Annotated in this window: 14 protein-coding genes; 11 read left to right on the forward strand and 3 right to left on the reverse strand. The window is 71.9% G+C overall.

The genetic code is table 11. The features are described 5' to 3' along the window. Positions 1-148: 148 nt before the first annotated feature. A complete protein-coding gene (locus IE252_RS06960; RefSeq protein ID WP_190088371.1) occupies positions 149-3,844 on the forward strand; it encodes a glycosyltransferase family 2 protein in 3,696 nt (1,231 codons plus the stop codon). Continuing rightward, positions 3,841-5,409 (forward strand): DUF5719 family protein, encoded by a 1,569-nt coding sequence (locus IE252_RS06965; RefSeq protein WP_190088372.1) that lies wholly within the window; start codon positions 3,841-3,843, stop codon positions 5,407-5,409. Before IE252_RS06960 ends, IE252_RS06965 begins: the two co-directional genes overlap by 4 nt. A 63-nt stretch (positions 5,410-5,472) precedes the next feature. Here the strand turns inward: IE252_RS06965 and IE252_RS06970 are convergent, their stop codons facing one another. Next, a complete protein-coding gene (locus IE252_RS06970; protein ID WP_180357183.1) occupies positions 5,473-5,943 on the reverse strand; it encodes a metallopeptidase family protein in 471 nt (156 codons plus the stop codon). 273 nt (positions 5,944-6,216) lie between these two features. Between IE252_RS06970 and IE252_RS06975 the strand changes: the two genes are divergently transcribed. From IE252_RS06975 to IE252_RS07000, 6 genes are all read left to right on the forward strand, one after another. After that, positions 6,217-6,636: a DUF3499 domain-containing protein gene (locus IE252_RS06975; RefSeq protein WP_190088374.1), complete on the forward strand. Its 420-nt coding sequence runs from the start codon at positions 6,217-6,219 to the stop codon at positions 6,634-6,636. A gap of 167 nt (positions 6,637-6,803) precedes the next feature. Beyond that, positions 6,804-8,165, forward strand: a complete 1,362-nt coding sequence (locus IE252_RS06980) for a phosphomannomutase/phosphoglucomutase (protein WP_190088375.1) — start codon at positions 6,804-6,806, stop codon at positions 8,163-8,165. 187 nt (positions 8,166-8,352) lie between these two features. Further along, positions 8,353-8,535, forward strand: coding sequence for a Trm112 family protein (locus IE252_RS06985; protein ID WP_067159781.1), 183 nt, complete (start codon positions 8,353-8,355; stop codon positions 8,533-8,535). Positions 8,536-8,632: 97 nt separating this feature from the next. Beyond that, on the forward strand, positions 8,633-9,775 hold the full coding sequence (locus IE252_RS06990) for an SIS domain-containing protein (RefSeq protein WP_190088376.1): 1,143 nt from the start codon (positions 8,633-8,635) through the stop codon (positions 9,773-9,775). Between the two features lie 171 nt (positions 9,776-9,946). Further along, complete coding sequence (gene manA, locus IE252_RS06995) at positions 9,947-11,113, forward strand: mannose-6-phosphate isomerase, class I (RefSeq protein ID WP_190088377.1); 1,167 nt, start codon at positions 9,947-9,949, stop codon at positions 11,111-11,113. Between the two features lie 69 nt (positions 11,114-11,182). Beyond that, complete coding sequence (locus IE252_RS07000; RefSeq protein WP_190088378.1) at positions 11,183-12,148, forward strand: cation diffusion facilitator family transporter; 966 nt, start codon at positions 11,183-11,185, stop codon at positions 12,146-12,148. 123 nt (positions 12,149-12,271) lie between these two features. Here the strand turns inward: IE252_RS07000 and IE252_RS07005 are convergent, their stop codons facing one another. Then, complete coding sequence (locus IE252_RS07005; protein ID WP_308434518.1) at positions 12,272-14,356, reverse strand: fructose-specific PTS transporter subunit EIIC; 2,085 nt, start codon at positions 14,354-14,356, stop codon at positions 12,272-12,274. 507 nt (positions 14,357-14,863) lie between these two features. Here IE252_RS07005 and ahcY point away from each other — a divergent pair. After that, entirely contained in the window at positions 14,864-16,321 is a 1,458-nt protein-coding gene (ahcY, locus tag IE252_RS07010; protein ID WP_190088379.1) for an adenosylhomocysteinase, read from the forward strand. A 220-nt stretch (positions 16,322-16,541) separates the two neighbouring features. Continuing rightward, entirely contained in the window at positions 16,542-17,159 is a 618-nt protein-coding gene (locus tag IE252_RS07015) for a hypothetical protein (protein ID WP_190088380.1), read from the forward strand. A gap of 64 nt (positions 17,160-17,223) precedes the next feature. On the opposite strand, the gene IE252_RS07020 is transcribed toward IE252_RS07015, so the two are convergent. Beyond that, positions 17,224-18,204, reverse strand: coding sequence for an RDD family protein (locus IE252_RS07020; protein ID WP_190088381.1), 981 nt, complete (start codon positions 18,202-18,204; stop codon positions 17,224-17,226). 165 nt (positions 18,205-18,369) lie between these two features. Here IE252_RS07020 and IE252_RS07025 point away from each other — a divergent pair, with 165 nt between their 5' ends. Beyond that, complete coding sequence (locus IE252_RS07025) at positions 18,370-19,377, forward strand: stage II sporulation protein M (protein WP_190088382.1); 1,008 nt, start codon at positions 18,370-18,372, stop codon at positions 19,375-19,377. Positions 19,378-19,715 lie beyond the last annotated feature (338 nt).

Raw genomic sequence — 19,715 nt, forward strand, 5'->3', positions numbered from 1 at the left:
CCCGTCCGGACGCCCTCCGGCTCCATCCGGCCCCCGCAGGCGGCGGACTGCCGTGTTCCCCAGCCATTAGTGTGGGGCGCTGCCAGTCAGCACAGCAGCCTCCGGGGCCCCCAACCCCCGGACCCCGGCCGGAGGGGCCCGTACCTCGATGTCCGTGCACAGCCAGTCGACGGCCCCGTACTCCGAGGCCGCGACCCCCGAGTTCCCCAGACACGTCGTCACCGCCGTGCTCGTCTCGCACGACGGCGCGCGCTGGCTGCCCGACGCCCTCGCCGGCCTGCTCGGCCAGGAACGCCCCGTACAGAGCGCGTACGCGGCCGACACCGGCAGCGCCGACGACTCCGCCCGCCTGGTCACCGAGGCCCTCGGCGACGAGCGCGTCCTGCACCTCGCCCGCCGCACCGGCTTCGGCGCCGCCGTCGACGAGGCCGTCCGCGCCGCGCCGGTGCTCGGCCCGGAGGAACTGCCGTATCTGAAGCGCCCCAGCGGCTGGGACCCCGTCTCGCGCAGCTGGCGTGACGACACCTACGACCTGCCCGACCTGCCGCACGGCGAGCCCGTCCAGTGGCTCTGGCTGCTGCACGACGACTGCGCCCCCGAGCCCGACGCCCTCGCCGAACTGCTGCGCGTCGCCGACTCCGACGCCTACGCCGCGATCGTCGGCCCCAAGCTCCGCGGCTGGTACGACCGCAAGCAGCTGCTCGAAGTGGGCGTCTCCATCGCCCGCAGCGGCCGCCGCTGGACCGGCCTGGACCGCCGCGAGCAGGACCAGGGCCAGCACGACCAGGTCCGCCCGGTCCTGTCGGTGTCCTCCGCCGGCATGCTGATCCGCCGCGACGTGTGGGAGGAGCTCGGCGGCTTCGACCGTCGGCTGCCGCTGATGCGCGACGACGTCGACCTGTGCTGGCGCGCGCACGCCGCCGGGCACTCCGTCCTCGTCGCCCCCGAAGCCGTCGTACGGCACGCCGAGGCCGCCGCCCGCGAGCGCCGCACCGTCGACTGCGCGGGCCGCTCCGCCGTCGACCCGCACCGGGTCGACAAGGCGGGTGCCGTCTACACGATGCTCGTCAACTCGCGCCCCGCCGCACTGCCCTACGTCTTCCTGCGCATCGTCGTCGGCACCGTGCTGCGCACCCTCGCCTACCTGCTGGGCAAGGCGCCCGGCCAGGCCGTCGACGAGATCATGGGTCTGTCCGCGACCCTGCTGCGGCCCGGCCGGATCCTCGCCGGACGCCGCAGGCGCGGCAAGAGCGGCGTGGAGGCGAGCGAGCTGCGGCCGCTCTTCCCGCCGCCCGGCGCCACCGTCCGCGCCACCGTCGAGCAGGTCGCCTCCAGCCTCGGCGCGGGGACCGAGGACACCGGCGGCTCCCGGCACGGCGCCGTCGAGTCCGGCCCCGGCGGCGACGACGCCGACTTCCTGGAGATCGAGCAGTTCGCGCGGCTGAAGAAGATCGCCCGCAAGCCCGCGCCCGTCCTGTTCGCCCTGCTCCTGGTGATCTCGCTGGCCGCCTGCCGCGAACTCCTCGGCGGCGGCGCCCTGTCCGGCGGCGCCCTGCTGCCCGCGCCCTCGGGCGTCGGCGACCTGTGGGGCCGCTACGCGGACGCCTGGCACCCCGTCGGCACCGGCGGCACCCAGACCGCCCCGCCCTACCTCGCGGCCATCGCCGCCCTCTCCGCCCTCTGCTTCGGCTCCACCGGCTTCGCCCTCACCCTCCTCCTGGTCTGCTCGGTCCCGCTGGCCGGACTCACCGCCTACTTCGCCTCGCGCCCGCTCGTCGAGTCGCGCCTGCTGCGCGCCTGGGCGGCCGTCGCCTACGCCTTCCTGCCCGCGGCCACCGGCGCCCTCGCCACCGGCCGCCTGGGCACCGCCGTCCTCGCCGTGCTCCTGCCGCTGATCGCCCGCGCGGGCATCACCGCCGCCGGTTTCCGCGGCGAGGGCCGCGGCAGCTGGCGCGCCACCTGGACGTACGCGCTGCTGCTCACCGTCGCCATGGCGTTCACCCCCGTCGTCTGGCCCCTCGCCGTGCTCCTCGGAGCCGTCGTCCTGGTGCTGCGCCGCGACGACATCACCGCCCACGGACTGCGCTTCCTCGCCGCCGTCGGCACCCCCCTCCTGATCCTCGCCCCCTGGTCGCTGACCCTGCTCACCGGCCCGTCCGGCTTCTTCCGCGAGGCCGGTCTGGAGTACGGCAAGGGCTCGGCCTCCGCACTCGACCTGCTCGGCGCCGACCCCGGCGGCCCCAAGACGGTCGGCGGACTGCTCCTGGTCGGCTTCGTGCTGGCTGCGCTCGCCGCACTGCTGCGCGGCGAGCGGGAGTTCGCGATCCGCACCGCCTGGGCCGTCGCCCTCACCGGCTTCCTCTTCGCCGCCCTCTCCAACAACAAGGGCTGGGCGGGCCCGGCCACCCTCGTCTACGGCCTCGCCCTGATCGCCGCCACCGTCCTCGGCGCCGAAGGCGCCAAGGAGCGCGTCGCCGCCCACGGCTTCGGCTGGCGCCAGCCGGTCGCCGCGCTGATCGCCCTGGCCGCCGCGGCCGCTCCGCTGATCGCGGCGGGCGGCTGGATGCTGAGCGGCGCCGACGGCCCGCTGGAGCGCCGCGACCCGGTCCAGGTGCCCGCGTTCGTCGCGGAGGAGAGCGGCACCCGCGACCAGGCCCGCACCCTCGTCCTGGACGGCACCTCGGCCGCCAAGGTCTCCTACACCCTGGTCCGCGGCTCCGGCGGCCGCCTCGGCGACGCCGAACTCGCCGCCTCCGGCGGCAGCGACCCGCGCCTGGACAAGGTCGTCGCCAACCTGGTCGCCGGCTCCGGCGCCGACCAGTCCTCCCAGCTCAGCGGCTTCGCCGTGCGCTACGTACTGGTACGCGACGGAGCGCCCCGCGCCTTCGGCCGGGTCCTGGACACCACCCCCGGCCTCAGCAGGCTGAGCCAGCTCGACGGCAGCGCCCTGTGGCGCGTCGACCGGCAGGTCGCCCGCGCCGTCATCGTGCCGCCCGCTGCCCCCGCGGGCGCCCAGTCGGGCGCCGAGCCGGTGGCCGTCGCCGCCGACCAGGTCGACGTCCACACCAAGATCCCGGCCGGTCCGGTGGACCGCGTCCTGCGGCTCGCCGACCGGGCCGCGCCCGGCTGGACCGCGACCCTCGACGGCAAGCCGCTGAAGAAGACCACCGTCGACGGCTGGGCCCAGGGCTTCCAACTCCCCGCCGACGGCGGCCGCCTGGACATCACCTACGACGCCCCCTTCACCCACACCGCGTGGATCTGGGCCCAGTCACTGCTCGCCCTGGTGCTCGTCGTGCTCGCCCTGCCGGGCCGGCGCCGCCGGATCGACGACGACCTGCCCGAGGAGGAGCAGCCGGTGCTGCCCCCGGCCCGGGACGGCGAGGGCCGCCGGGCCCGCCGCCTGCGCGCCCAGGCGGAGGCCGAGGCGGCCGGCGCCGAGCCGTCCGCGGAGCCCGGGGACCCGGCCGGGCAGGACTTCCCGCCCCCGCCGGCCACCGCGCCCCCGGCCCCCGAGCACGACCCGTACGCCACCGCCCAGTACGCCGAGGTGCCCCAGCAGCAGTCCTACGGACAGTGGGACCAGTCGGCGTACACCAACGCCGAGTACCCGCAGCAGCAGTACGACCCGTACCAGCAGCAGTACCAGCAGTACGACCCGTACCAACAGCAGCAGTACCCGCCGCAGGAGCCCGCGTACGACCCCTACGGCTATGGCTACGGCGGGGAGCCGGGCGCCCCGGACCAGGGGCAGGGCGCGGACGGCCGCATCCCCGGCCAGAGCCATGACGGCCAGGGCCACGACACCGAGCAGCCGCACCGCCCCGACGGGAGCCACCAGTGAACCGCAGCACCCTCTCCCTGATCGCGGCCGCCGTCGCCCTCGCCGCCGTCACCGGCTTCGCGGCGGTCACCGCGCCGGGCGGCGACTCGGCGAAGGCCGACGCGAAGGGGCCGGCACGGCTGCCCGTGGAGCGCTCCAGCCTGCTGTGCCCGGCGCCCAGCCTGTCCGACCTGGCGGAGACCACGTACACCGCGTACACCCCGAAGGGCGGTGACGCGGGCGCCAAGGCGGGCGCGGCCGGCAGCGCCGTGCTGAAGCCCGCCGTCACCCCGCTCACCGACGGCACCCCCGCCAAGTCCACCGACAAGTCGGACAAGGACAAGAAGGGCAAGAAGGGGAAGACCCCCGAGAAGCCCGACCCCAACAAGGCGGTCATCACCCTCAAGGAGCCCGGCAAGCCCGCGTCGGCCACGGCGGACGGCTCCGACGCACCCGCGCTCGCCGGGTCCGCCGACGGCCCGCTGGCGCCCGGCTGGGCGGCGCAGCAGACCACGGTGGTCTCGGCGGGCGACTCGCGCGCGGTGCTCGGCACCCGCTGCACCGAACCCGACACCGACTTCTGGTTCCCCGGCGCCTCCACCGCCAAGACCCGTCAGGACTACGTCCATCTGACGAACCCCGACGACACCGCGGCGGTCGCCGACATCGAGCTGTTCGGCAAGGACGGCGCCATCAAGTCGGAGGTGGGGGAGGGCATTACGGTCCCCGCGAAATCCAGCGTCCCTGTTCTGTTGTCAACGTTGACCTCGGCGGCGACCGATGACCTGACCGTTCACGTCACGACCCGCTCCGGACGGGTCGGGGCGGTCGTGCAGGCATCGGACGCGAAGGCGGGCGCGGACTGGCTGGCCGCGTCGGCCGACCCGGCGGCGAGCCAGGTCATCCCGGGCATCCCGGGCGACGCCACCGACGTACGCCTCGTGGTGTATGCCAAGGGCGCCGACGACGCCGATCTCAAGGTGCGCCTCGCCGGTGCGAGCGGCAGCTTCACCCCTGCTGGTCTGGACACCGTCCACGTGAAGTCGGGGATGACGGCGTCCTTCGATCTGAAGAACGTTACGAGGGGTGAGGCGGGTTCCCTGTTGCTCGCCCCGACTTCGGATGGCGGAAAAACGCCCATCGTGGCGGCGCTGCGCGTAGTGCGCGGCACGGGTGACAAGCAGGAGACCGCATACATTCCGGCCACCGCGGCGGTCGGTGACCGGTCCACGGCCGCCGACAACCGGGCCAAGGGCTCGACGCTGGCGTTCACCGCGCCGACCGCCGCCGCGACGGTCAAGGTCACCGCGTCGCCCGGCACCGAGGGCGGCGAGCCGCAGACCAAGACGTACACCGTGAAGGCGGGCACCACGCTGGCGGTGGAGCCGCCCATCCCGTCCGGGCTCAAGGGCTCGTACGCGCTGACGGTCGAGACCCAGCCGGGCAGCGGCCCCCTCTACGCCTCCCGGACTTTGGCGCTGCCGCAGGACGGCATCCCGATGTTCACCGTGCAGACGCTCCCCGACGACAAGGGGACGGTGGCGGTCCCGGCGGCGCAGCAGGACCTGTCGGTACTGGACGACTGAGAACGGATCAGGTTCGGTCCGATCAGGTTCGGTCCTGTCCGTATCAGCCCTGTTCAGCCCTGTTCAGTCCTGCCCGTAGCGGGGATCGACCGACTCCGGTGCGAGGCCGAGGAGTTCGGCGACCTGCTCGACCACGACCTCGTGGACGAGCAGGGCCCGCTCGTCCCGGCTCTTGGTGCGGATCTCGACGGGCCGCCGGTAGACGACGATCCGCGCGGGCGAGCCCTTGGAGGCGGGCAGCGCGCGCCCCAGCGGCACGGCCTCGTCGCTCCACCCGTCCTCGTCGGACTCGGGCAGCGGCACGTCCGAGACGAGGAAGTCGACGTCGGCCAGCTGCGGCCAGCGCCGCTCCAGCCGCTCCACCGAGTCCCGCACCAGATCGCGGAAGCTCTCCGCGCGGCTCGCCGAGAGCGGCACCTGGGGCGGCGCCACTGGTCCGCGCATGCCCCTGCCGTGCCGGTCGCGGCGGCGCGGCCGCGGGCCGGTCGGTACGGAGTCGGGGCCGGTGCCGATGCCGGAACTGGAACTGTCCATCACTGACGCAGCGTAGCCCTCCGGAGCGCCGCGCGATCGCGGCGGCGGCCCGTTCCGCGGCATGTCGCGGGATGACCGTTTCCCTCTCGCTTGAGAGCGATTACCGGCCCATACGAGACAGTGGTTTTTGCGACGTTTGACCGGAAGATTCTCAAGTACGGAACGTGAACAGCCCCGTCACGGACCGTGCGGCCCTCTTCCCGTGCAGGTCAGCCCAGTTGCTCACGGGGCCGCTGTGCCCGAGCTCACACCGCGACACGGTGGAGTGACCCGGTGGAGAGTCGTCGCGGCCCGCTCAAGAGTGCGGTACCGTCCAACGTCGTGAGCCCTGTACGTCGCTGTTCGCGCACTGCGTGCGGCCGCCCTGCCGTCGCGACACTGACGTACGTCTACGCGGACTCGACCGCAGTCCTCGGCCCGCTCGCCACCTACGCCGAGCCCCACTGCTACGACCTGTGCGCCGAGCACAGCGAGCGCCTCACCGCGCCCCGCGGCTGGGAGGTCGTCCGCCTCACCGACGCGTCCGCTCCGGGCCGCCCCAGCGGCGACGACCTGGAAGCGCTTGCCAACGCGGTACGGGAAGCGGCCCGCCCCCACGACCGCGCCGCCGAGGCCGGCGGCGCCCGCGCGGCCGACCCCATGGAGGTGGCCCGCCGAGGCCACCTCCGGGTACTGCGCTCCCCGGAGCCCTGAGGGACCGAGCGCTCCGGAACTCTTCACGAGCACCGCGCGCTCCACAGCCCCCGCGCCGTCCCCGGGCATCACGTTGTCCACAGGCACCGCGGCCCCGACAGCCCCAGCCGGTAGCCTCGGTCCAGGGGGCCGCATGTCTCCGCAGGTGACTTCAGAAGGGTTGGGCCGTGGCTGCTGATCTGTCGCAGATCGTGAAGGCGTACGACGTCCGCGGGGTGGTGCCGGATCAGTGGGACGAGTCCCTGGCAGAGCTGTTCGGGGCGGCATTCGTGCAGGTGGTGGGCGCCGACGCGATCGTGGTCGGGCACGACATGCGCCCCTCCTCGCCCGGCCTGTCGGCGGCGTTCGCGCGCGGCGCGGCCCGCCAGGGCGCGGACGTCACGCTGATCGGCCTGTGCTCCACGGACCAGCTGTACTACGCGTCGGGGAAGCTGAACATGCCCGGCGCCATGTTCACGGCGTCCCACAACCCGGCCCAGTACAACGGCATCAAGCTCTGTCGCGCGGGCGCCGCCCCGGTCGGCCAGGACACCGGCCTCGCCGACATCCGCGCCCTGGTCGAGGCCTGGTCGGAGTCGGGCGCTCCGGAAGCGGCGGCGACGATCGGCACGCTCGACGAGCAAGACACGCTCGCGGACTACGCCGCCCACCTCAAGTCCCTGGTCGACGTCTCCGGCATCCGCCCCCTCAAGGTCGTCGTGGACGCGGGCAACGGGATGGGCGGCCACACCGTCCCCACCGTCTTCGACGGTCTGCCGCTGACGCTGGTGCCGATGTACTTCGAGCTCGACGGCACCTTCCCCAACCACGAGGCCAACCCCCTCGACCCGGCCAACATCGTCGACCTCCAGGAGCGCGTCCGCGCCGAGGGCGCCGACCTGGGCATCGCCTTCGACGGCGACGCCGACCGCTGCTTCGTGGTGGACGAGCGCGGCGAGGGCGTCTCCCCGTCCGCCGTGACCGCACTGGTGGCGGCCCGTGAGCTGGCCAAGCACCCGGGCGGCACGGTCATCCACAACCTGATCACGTCCTGGTCGGTCCCGGAGGTCGTCCGCGAGAACGGCGGCACCCCCGTCCGCACCCGGGTCGGCCACTCGTTCATCAAGGAGGAGATGGCGCGCTCGGGCGCGATCTTCGGCGGCGAGCACTCCGCGCACTACTACTTCAAGGACTTCTGGAACGCCGACACCGGCATGCTGGCGGCCCTGCACGTCCTGGCCGCCCTGGGCACCCAGGGGGCCCCGCTCTCCCGTCTGCTGGCGGCGTACGACCGCTACGCGGGCTCGGGCGAGATCAACTCGACGGTGACCGACCAGACCGCCCGCACGGAGGCGGTCCGCGCGGCCTTCGCGACGCGGCAGGGCGTCACCATGGACGAGCTGGACGGCCTCACCGTCGCCACGGCCGACTGGTGGTTCAACCTGCGCCCCTCCAACACCGAGCCCCTCCTGCGGCTGAACGTCGAGGCGCGCGACGAACCGACGATGGCGAAGCTGCGGGACGAGGTCCTGGCGCTGGTACGGGCGTAGTCCCGCACCACACGGCCGGGGCCCGGCATCGGAGGCCCCGCGGACCGGTGCCGGGCGTCCGCCGCCACCGGTCCGGCCGTGCCACCCGGGAAGCCCGCACCGCACCCCGGCGGTAGGGTGACAAGGCCTGATCCAGGCACCCGATCCACGTACACGAAGACGACGAAGACGTTCCGGAAGGACCCCCATGCCGCTCGAAGCCGGCCTCCTCGACATCCTCGCCTGCCCCGCGTGCCACGCCCCGCTCAAGGACGCCACGGCCGAGGAGACGCCCGAGCTGGTCTGCACCGGCGCGGACTGCGGCCTCGCGTACCCGGTCCGCGACGGCATCCCGGTGCTCCTCGTGGACGAGGCCCGCCGCCCGGCGTAACCCCGCCCCGCGCGGACCCCGTCCCGCGGAGCCCGCCCGGCGCACAGCCGGGAACCCGAGTGACCCGGAACCCCGATCGCCCCGGAGGCCGCCGCACATGCTCGATGAGTCGCTGCTCGACGCGCCGGAAGCCCTGGCCCGCGCGGACCGCCGCGGTCTGCTGCGCGGAGCCGCCGAAGCCGGCGCCCGCGTCCGTACCGCCGCCCGGCACGCCGTCGAGGCGGGCATCGCGGAGCTGCAGCCCGAGGGCCGCCCCCGGGCCGTGCTCGTCGCGGGCCCCGGCACCGCGGCCGAGGGCGTGGCCGACCTGGTCACGGCGCTGGCCGGAGCCTCCGCGCCGGTCGCCCGGCTCGTCTCGACCGGGGTGGCCGCCGCGGCGGGCGCCCTGCGCTGGAACCTCCCAGGCTGGGCGGGCTCGGTCGACCTCCTGCTCATCACCACCACGGACGGCAGCGAGCCCGGCCTGGCGCTCCTGGCGGAGCAGGCCTACCGCCGGGGCTGCACGGTCGTGGCCGTCGCCCCGAAGGGCTCCCCGCTCTCCGAGGCCGTCGACGGGGTGCACGGCTTGGTGGTGCCGCTGGCGACGGCCCCGCACGAGCTGTACGAGGACGGGACGACCCCGGCCGCCTCCCCGAGCGCGCTGTGGGCGCTGTTCACCCCCATCCTGGCCCTGCTCGACCGGCTGGGCCTGATCGCCGCTCCTCCGGAGACGCTGGAGAAGATCGCCGACCGCCTCGACCGCACCGCGGAACGCTGCGGCCCGGCCATCGCCACCTACAGCAACCCGGCGAAGACCCTCGCGACGGAGCTCGCCGACTCGCTCCCCCTCGTCTGGACGGAGGGCGAGGGCGCCGCCCCGGCGGGCCGCCGCTTCGCGACCGTACTGGCCGAGCTCGCGGGCCGCCCCGCCCTCGCGGGCGAGCTGCCGGAGACGCTGGCGTCGCACGGCATCCTGCTCGCGGGCTCGCTCGGGGAAGGCGCCGACCCGGACGACTTCTTCCGCGACCGGGTGGACGAGCCCGCGGCGCTGCACGCCCGGGTCGTCCTGCTGCGCGACCGCCCGGCGGGCGGCCTCTCCGCCGCCCCGGCCGCGCGCGAACTCGCCCTGAGCCACGAGGCGCAGATCAGCGAACTGGAGCCGGAGGAGGGCACGGAGCTGGAGTGCCTGGCGGAACTCCTCGCCCTCACGGACTTCGCGACCGCCTACCTCGCCCTCGCATCGACGCCGCCCCCGACGTAGGGCACCGCCGGTGCGGCCCGATGCCGAAGCGGCCGGTGGCCGAGGACATCAGCGACGACATCACCGAGGACTCCGGTGCCCGATGGACGACACCTGCGACAGTTGCTGCGGCGGCCGGAGCACGCGGCGACCGAACCCGTACGAGACCACGCGAAAGAGACCACGCGAACCATGGACCGTCTCGCCAACACCGTGCGCCCCTATGCCTGGGGCTCCACGACGCTGATCCCGGAACTGCTCGGCACCGCCCCCACCGGCGAGCCGCAGGCCGAGATGTGGATGGGTGCGCATCCGGGCGCCCCGTCCCGTATCGACCGGGGTGCGGGCGGGACTCCGCTCTCCGACGTCATCGCAGCGGACCCGACGGCGGAGCTCGGTGACGCGGCCGTCGCGAAATTCGGCCCCCGTCTTCCTTTTCTTCTCAAATTGCTGGCGGCAGGCGCCCCCCTCTCGCTTCAGGTGCATCCCAATCTCGCCCAGGCGCAGCGGGGTTACGCGGACGAGGAAAGCGCGGGCGTTCCGCTCGGCGCCCCGCATCGCAATTACAAGGACGCCAATCACAAGCCCGAACTGATCTGTGCCCTGACAACGTTCGAAGGCCTGTGCGGGTTCCGGGCTCCGGAAGAATCCGCGGAACTTCTCGCCGCGCTCGACGTGGACTCCCTCAAGCCGTACGTGGACCTTCTGCACGCCCACCCCGAGGACGCCGCGCTGCGCGAGGTCCTCACGGCCGTACTGACCGCCGATCCGCAGGAGATGGCGGCGACGGTGACCGAGGCCGCGGCCGCCTGCGAGCGCCTCGGCGGCGACGCCTACCGCGCCTACGCCTCGCTCGCCCACCACTACCCGGGCGACCCCGGCGTCATCGCGGCCATGCTGCTCAACTACGTCCAACTCCAGCCCGGCGAGGCCCTGTTCCTCGGCGCCGGCGTCCCGCACGCGTATCTGAGCGGCATGGGCGTGGAGATCATGGCCAACTCGGACAACGTGCTGCGCTGCGGTCTGACCCCCAAGCACGTAGACGTCCCCGAACTCCTCCGGATCGTCCGTTTCGAGGCCAACGACCCGGGCGTGCTGCGCCCCGAGGCGTCGGAGACGGGCGAAGAGCTCTACGACACCCCGATCGACGAGTTCCGCCTGTCCCGTTTCGTACGCGCGGAGGGCGCTGCACCGACAGACCTGACGGCTGGGACCCCGCAGATCGTCCTGTGCACTGCGGGTGCGGTGGAGCTCGGTGACCTGCGGCTCGCCCCGGGCCAGGCGGGCTTCGTCCGGGCGGGCGAAAAGGCCGAACTGTCCGGAACGGGCACTGCTTTTCGCGCCACCGTCGTGGCCTGATGCAACAATGTGCGGCCGTATGGCGGCACCCGGGCGGCCGCGACACCGACGAAGGGAACACGTGCACGTATGAGTGCGTCAGGCGGAACCAAGGCGATCGTGGCGGCGCTCGGCGCCAACCTCGCGATCGCGGCAGCCAAGTTCGTGGCGTTCCTCTTCAGCGGTTCGTCGTCGATGCTCGCGGAGAGCGTCCACTCGCTGGCCGACTCGGGCAACCAGGGCCTGCTGCTGCTCGGCGGCAAGAAGGCACAGCGTGAGGCGACGCCCCAACACCCCTTCGGGTACGGCCGGGAGCGCTACATCTACGCCTTCCTGGTCTCGATCGTGCTGTTCTCGGTGGGTGGCATGTTCGCCCTCTACGAGGGCTACGAGAAGGTCAAGCACCCGCACGAGATCGAGGCCTGGTACTGGCCCGTCGGCGTCCTGGTCTTCGCGATCATCGCCGAGGGCTTCTCCTTCCGCACGGCCATCAAGGAGTCGAACGAGACGCGGGGCTCGCTCTCCTGGTCGCAGTTCGTGCGCCGGGCGAAGGCCCCCGAGCTTCCCGTGGTCCTCCTCGAGGACGCGGGCGCCCTGATCGGACTCGTCCTCGCCCTCGGCGGCGTGGGCCTCGCGCTGGGCACCGGCGACGGTGTCTGGGACGGCATCGGCACCCTGTGCATCGGCGCGCTGCTGATCCTGATCGCCCTCATCCTGGCCGTCGAGACGAAGTCGCTCCTCCTGGGCGAGGCCGCTGGTACGGAGGAGGTGGCGAAGATCCGTACGGCGATCGTCGACGGCGACACGGTCACCTCCGTCATCCACATGCGTACGCTTCACCTGGGCCCGGAGGAGCTGCTGGTCGCGGCCAAGATCGCGGTCCAGCACGACGACACGGCGGCAGAGGTCGCCCACGCCATCAACGCGGCCGAGGCGCGCGTCCGCGAGGCGGTTCCGATCGCCCGGGTGATCTACCTGGAGCCGGACATCTACAGCGCGGCGGAAGCCGCGGCGGGCCCGGACCCGGCGGCTACGCCGGGCGGGACGGGGCACTGAGCACGGAGTGCTGATTACGGGGCTGAGCGAGCGGCTTTGTTACCTGCGAAGCAGGTGAGGGGCTGAGGCTCTGAGGGGCGAGTGTGGGCGGGGCGGGAGAGAAATCCCGCCCCGCCCACACGTCTACTGGACCTCGCCCAGCACCGCGAGTACGGCCGCCTCATCCGGCGCGTCCGCCAGCCGAGCCCGGAACTCCGTGTCCATGAGCTTGCGCGAGAGCAGCGACAGGATCCGCAGGTGCTCGTCCCCGGCCGCCGCCTCCGGCACCGAGATCATGAAGATCAGCTTGGCCTTCGTCCCGTCCAGGGCGCCCCATTCGATCCCCTCGGCGGACCGGGCGAACCCCACGGTCGGCGCCGCCACCGCATCCGTCTTGGCATGCGGAATCGCGATCTCCTCACCGAGCCCGGTCGTGCCCTGCGCCTCACGCGCCAACGCGACCCGTACGAGCTCGTCGACGTCCCGTACGTTGCCGGTACGGGCCAGCAGCTCGGCCATCTCCCGGATCGCGGCCTCCTTCTCGCCCGCCGCCAGGGCGACCTTCACGGTGTCCTGGGTGAGGTAGCCGGAGAGGACTTCGCGGGAGTCGCCGGAGTTTTCGGGGGTGTGGGATCGGCTGGAACTCCTGGAGCCGCCGGGGCGTTCATCAGGAGACCCGCCGACACCGCCCGTGCCGGATCCGCCCCCAGCACGGTCCGGAGTCGTGGCGGCGACAGAGGCTGCCACCGGAGCCACCCCGACCGGAACGCGGTCGTCGGCCATCACCGCACCTGAGGCCGGTGCCATCCCCACACCCGCAACGCTCACGGCCATGCGCCGCCGATCCTTGATACCGATCAGCCCATTGGTGGTCACCGCCGTCACCACCGTGCCCACCGCCACCGCCAGGAAGAACATCGGTACGCCACCGACGGCCCCGAGCACCGCCACGATCGGGCCGCCGTGCGGCACCGCGTCCTTCACGCTCGCCAGCCCCGCGACCGCACCCGCGACCGCGCCGCCCAGCATGTTCGCCGGGATGACCTGTGCCGGCCGGGCCGCCGCGAACGGAATGGCGCCCTCCGAAATTCCGAACATGCCCATGAACAGCGCGGCCATACCGGTCTCGCGCTCCTGCTCGGAGTAGTACTTGCGCCGCAGCAGCGTCGCGAGCCCCTGCCCCAGCGGCATGACGGGAATGGCCGCCGCGCACATGCCCATCACGCTCTGGTTCCCGGTCGCGATCAGTCCCGCGCCGAACAGGAACGCCGTCTTGTTGACCGGCCCGCCCATGTCGAACGCGATCATCAGCCCGAGAATCGCGCCCAGCAGGATCGCACTTGTCCCGGTCATCCCGCCGAGCCAGTCGGTGAGGTGCGTGAACACCCAGGAGATCGGCTTCCCGATCACATAGATGAAGAACAGCCCGAGCGCCGTTGTCGCCACGATCGGGATCACGATGATCGGCATGATCGGCTGGACGAACTTCGGAACCCTGGCCTTCTTGATCCACAGGACCAGGTACCCGGCGAGGAAGCCGGTCACGATCGCCCCGATGAAACCCGCCCCGGCCTTCGAGTCGTACAGCGAACCGGTGTTGGCTATCCAGCCGCCGATCATGCCCGGCACCAGCGCGGGCCGATCCCCGATGGCGTACGCGATGTAGCCGGACAGGATCGGCACCATCAGCGTGAACCCGATGACCCCGATCTGGTTGACGTGCATCCAGAACGAGCCGTCCGGGATCACCAGACCGCCCTTGGCGTCGGTGTGCCCGCCCAGCGCCAGCGAGATCGCGATGAGCAGCCCGCCCACCACCACGAACGGGATCATGTACGAGACACCGTTCATCAGCGCCTTGTACGTGACGCTCCGCTCCTTGCCGCCCCCGGCACCCGGCGCCACGGCACCCCCGGCCCCGCCTCCGTCGCCGCCCGAATGCACCGGCGCGCTGTGGACCTGCTCGATCAGCCGTTCCGGATGGCGGATGCCCTCCGCCACGCCGACGACCAGCACGTTCTTCCCCACGAACCGACTGAGGTCGACGTCCTTGTCGGCCGCGATGATGATGCCGTCGGCGCCTCTGACATCGTTGTCAGAGAGAACATTTTCAGCCCCTATGGAGCCTTGCGTCTCCACCTTCATCTCGACGCCGAGGGCCTCCGCCGCCTGTGCCAGCTTCTCGGCCGCCATATAGGTGTGGGCGATGCCGGTCGGGCACGCGGTCACCGCGAGCAGCTTCACCTTCCGCCGCTCGTTCGCCGGACTCGTCACGTGGCTCTCCTAACGCTTCCCGCATCGCGCTCCGTCGCGCAGACGCTTCGGGCGGGTGTCCCCGTTCCCCCTGCATCCTGCACCAGGCGCCGACCGCATCAGAAGTCCCGAAAGGCCCTCTTTGGTAAGGCTCTCGACCCTGAACTTCGCCACCTCGCCATCCGGGACGGGCTGGGGGCGGCTGGGCCGATCGGTGTAGATTCGTGACCAGAGCCAGACGTCGCTGCTGATGGCGGTCGGTCGGTACGCCACGCGCACCGGCCGAGGGAGAGAGGGCCTCCGACGGACTGCGCTGTGAGCGCGACGGGCACCGCTTGGTGCCCACGGACACTCCGGTGTCCACCCGGACATCGCGATGTCCGCCCGGGCACCCGCTGGTGTCCGCGTGGCCGTCGCCGTGCCCAGGCGTGCCCGCAGACCTTCCGTACCCACCCTCGACCCACTCACGAGGAGCAGCTCGCCATGACGACTGTCGACGCCGGCCAGGACTTCAAGGTCGCCGACCTCTCCCTCGCCGCCTTCGGGCGCAAGGAGATCACCCTCGCCGAGCACGAGATGCCCGGCCTGATGTCGATCCGCAAGGAGTACGCCGCCACCCAGCCGCTCGCCGGCGCCCGGGTCACCGGCTCCCTGCACATGACGGTGCAGACCGCCGTCCTGATCGAGACCCTCGTCGCCCTCGGCGCCGAGGTCCGCTGGGCCTCCTGCAACATCTTCTCCACCCAGGACCACGCCGCCGCCGCCATCGCGGTCGGCCCGAACGGCACCCCCGAGAACCCCCAGGGCGTCCCGGTCTTCGCCTGGAAGGGCGAGACCCTCGAGGAGTACTGGTGGTGCACGGAGCAGGCCCTCACGTGGCCGAACTCCCCGACCGGCGGCCCGAACATGATCCTGGACGACGGCGGTGACGCCACGCTCCTGGTCCACAAGGGCGTCGAGTTCGAGAAGGCCGGCGCGGCCCCGGACCCGTCCACCGCGGACAGCGAGGAGTACGGCTACATCCTCACCCTGCTGAACCGCACCCTCTCCGAGAACCCGCAGAAGTGGACCCAGCTGGCGTCCGAGATCCGCGGTGTCACCGAGGAGACCACGACCGGTGTCCACCGTCTGTACGAGATGCACCGCGACGGCACCCTCCTCTTCCCGGCGATCAACGTCAACGACGCGGTCACCAAGTCGAAGTTCGACAACAAGTACGGCTGCCGCCACTCCCTGATCGACGGCATCAACCGCGCCACCGACGTCCTCATCGGCGGCAAGACCGCCGTCGTCTGCGGCTACGGCGACGTCGGCAAGGGCTGCGCGGAGTCCCTGCGCGGCCAGGGCGCCCGAGTGATCATCACCGAGATCGACCCGATCTGCGCCCTGCAGGCGGCGATGGACGGCTACCAGGTCACCACGCTCGACGAGGTGGTCGACAAGGCCGACATCTTCGTCACCACGACGGGCAACAAGGACATCATCATGGCCGCGGACATGGCCAAGATGAAGCACCAGGCGATCGTCGGCAACATCGGCCACTTCGACAACGAGATCGACATGGCCGGCCTGGCCAAGATCCCCGGCGTCGTCAAGGACGAGGTCAAGCCGCAGGTCCACACCTGGACGTTCCCCGACGGCAAGGTCCTCATCGTCCTCTCCGAGGGCCGCCTGCTGAACCTGGGCAACGCGACTGGCCACCCGTCGTTCGTGATGTCCAACTCGTTCGCGGACCAGACCCTGGCCCAGATCGAGCTGTTCACCAAGCCCGAGGAGTACCCGACCGACGTCTACGTGCTGCCCAAGCACCTCGACGAGAAGGTCGCCCGCCTCCACCTCGACTCGCTCGGCGTGAAGCTCACGACGCTCCGCCCCGAGCAGGCCGCGTACATCGGCGTCGAGGTCGAGGGCCCGTTCAAGCCGGACCACTACCGCTACTGATTCCGTAACGGACGGACTCGACCGACCGACTCGGCTGACGGACTCGACTGATCGGCTCAGCCTGCGGACCCACCAGCCGCGGTAACGAGAACGTCGCACCGAGAGTCGTACCGAGAGCAGTGGTACAAGGCAGGCCCCCGGACCCCCGTGCCGGGGGCCTGCCCCGTACCCCGCTCAGTACAACGGTCCACCCCTACGCCCCCGAGGACCACAGGACCCCATGCCCCGCGGCCGGTATTCGCTTCACGATCCGCACGATCACACCCCCCTCGGCGAAGAACACTTCCACTGCGCGCCCGGCCCCTCCGGCTGGCGCTACGTCTCCCAGACCACCACCCCCTCCGGCGACCCCGCCGGCTCCGTCGACCTCGCCCTCGACGACCTTGGCCGCCCCATCCGCCTCGAACTGCACGCCGGCAACTGGCAGGTGCGCGGTGCCGCCCTCGACGGCGTCACCTGGGTCCGCACCGACCCCACCGGCACTCATGCCACCGAAGGCAACGTCCCCGCCCACGCCTTCACCGGCACGTCCCCGGCATTCCTCATCGCCACGTCACGTCTGCTCCGCCTCACCCCCGGTTCCCCCGCGACCCGCGTACGCCTCGTCGCCTTCACCGACCCGGTCCTCGCCCCCCGCACCCTCGACCAGTCCTGGGCCTTGGTGAACAGTGAAGCGCACGCCACTGACAACGGCCCCCTGACCGTGGACGAGTACCAGGTCAGCGCCCTGGACACGGGTGAACAGCACGTCGTGCACATCGCCGGTGACGTGGTCCTCGCGGCTCCCGGAATCGAGCTCGAATCCCTCGAAAGCCCGCCGTCGGCCTGGGCACCCTAGGCAGTTCGGAAGTGGACGCGTCGGCCAGTCGGGCTGGGTGTCCCCGAAGTACCCGGTGGGTGGTTCAGGCAGGCGGCGCGAAGCCCGTGGCAGGCGGCGAATCCGGCTCGGACCCAGTCGTGGGCGCCGAGGGGGCGGAGGCTGTACGCGGGGGAGCGGCGGTCCAGCAAGGCGCGGCAGGGATGCCCGCCTTGTCGAGGGGGCCCGGTACGGCAGACCCCGCCGCCGGCGTCCCGCCCATCGCCGTAGCGGAAGCACTCACTCCAGCGGCGCCACCGCCACCCCAACTCGCGTGCGCCGCCCCGAACGCCCGCCGCGCGTCCCGCGACTGCCGCTCGGCCATGACCGCCGCCAGATACGCGGCCGGAGGCACGCCCTCCGGCGCAGGCGCCCCCGTCCGCGCCACCAGGTCGTCCGCCAGCCGGGTCGCCATCGTCCAGCTCACCTGTGCGTCGAGCTGCCCCATCCGCGTCAGGTACTGCCGTATCGCCAGCCACAGCGCGTCCGGCACCGCCGACAGATCGAGCCCGGCGAAACGTCCCATCAGCCAGGGCGGCGGAGGCGGTATGGACGCGGCCCGCCCGGCGGGCACCCTTTCCCGTACGACCAGGGTCCCTGCGAACACGTCCCCGATCCGCCGCCCGCGCTCCGAAACCAGCGACGCGATGCAGGCGACGACCCCGAAGGTCAGCAGGATCTCCACGACTCCCATGGCCCCGCGCACGAGCGCGTGCCGGAAGCGGATCGGCCCGCCGTCGTCGCGCACCACCCGCAGGCCGCACGCGGCCTTCCCCAAGGAGCGCCCGTGCGTCAGCGTCTCGACCGCTATGGGCGCTCCGACGAGTACGAGGACGAACAGGGCGACGGCTATCGCCGCCTGCGCGGCATCGTCGAGCGACGCGGTCGCCAGCAACAGTGCGAAAGACACGATCAAGTAGGCGGCCCAGGCCACCACCATGTCGATGAGGAGAGCGAGCGCGCGACTGGGCAGTCGAGCGGGCCGCAGCCCCAGCACGACGGCATCCCCCGTGACCAGCGCACTCACCGTTGTCCACCCTTCACCGACGCCGCCGAAGCGACGCTTCTTTACAGAGGTCGCCGAAGCGGCGACCTTCCCCGACCCTCGAAAACCTCAGTCTGCCAAGCTGGCCTGCAGCGCGCCGCAGTAGTACGGACCGTACGCACCCAGTGCCTGGAGCAGTAGCCGACCATGGACCTCGACGTCTTCGTCACCGCCCACCATCCCGAGTGGGACCGACTCGACCAGCTGCTGCGCCGCGGCCGCCGCCTGACCGGCGCCGAGGCCGACGAACTCGTCGCCCTCTACCAGCGCACCTCGACACACCTCTCGCAAATACAGTCCTCGACGCCGGACCCGCAGCTCACGGCCCGTCTCACCCAGCTCGTCGCACGTGCCCGCGCCACGGTGACCGGCACCCGCCGCGCCTCCTGGCGCGACGCCGCGCGCTTCCTCACCGCCGGATTCCCGGCAGCCGTCTATCGCGCGCGTAGATGGTGGATTCCGGCGGCCCTGCTCTCGACCGCCCTGGCCGCGATCATCGGTTGGTGGATCGGCACCCACCCCGAGGTCCAGTCGTCGATCGCCGCTCCGGAGACGCTCAGGGACATGACGCGCCCTGGTGGTGAGTACGAGACGTACTACTCAAGCCACCCCGCGGCCTCCTTCGCGGCCCAGGTCTGGACGAACAACGCGCAGGCAGCCGCGATGTGCCTGGTCCTGGGCGCCTTCCTGGGCCTCCCGGTCCTCTGGGTCCTGTTCTCCAACATGCTGAACCTGGGCGTGGGCATCGGCCTCATGTCCTCGGCCGGCCGCCTGGACACCTTCCTCGGCCTGGTCCTCCCACACGGCCTTCTCGAACTCACCGCCGTCTTCGTAGCGGCGGGTACAGGGCTACGCCTTGGTTGGACGGTGATCGACCCCGGCCCGCGCACGCGCCGCGACGCACTCGCCGAGGAAGGCCGCGCGGCCCTGGGTATGGCCATCGGCCTGGCCTTGGTCCTCTTCGTCTCCGGCCTGATCGAAGGCTTCGTCACGCCGTCGGGCCTCCCCACCTGGGCCCGCATCGCCATCGGTATCGGCGCCGAGCTGGCATTTCTCGTGTACGTCTACGTGCTCGGCGGCCGAGCGGTCCGCGAGGGCGAGACGGGCGACGTCGACGAACCGGACCGTAGCGCGGCCCAGCCCACTGCCGCCTGATGTGCGTACGACCCCTCTGACCTGGTACTGTCCTCTTCGCCCACAAAAACCGTTGACACGGTTGGCGTGGGGAGGTAGATTCAAACGGTTGCGCCGGACTGGACAAGTTCGGGCGCACTAGCTAGTATCTCTCTCGCTCTCACCGGGAATTGAATTCTCGAAGAGTCATCTCTGATTTGATTCGAAACACGAAGCCGATTAGCTCGGCCGAAATGCTTCTGATAGAGTCGGAATCGCCGGAAAGGGAAACGCGAAAGCGGAAACCTGGAAAGCGCCGAGGAAGTCGGACACGAAAGAGTCTGATAGAGTCGGAAACGAAGGAAGCGCCCGGAGGGCCC

This window comes from Streptomyces melanogenes, assembly GCF_014649795.1.
In the GTDB taxonomy this organism is placed as follows: Bacteria; Actinomycetota; Actinomycetes; order Streptomycetales; family Streptomycetaceae; genus Streptomyces; species Streptomyces noboritoensis.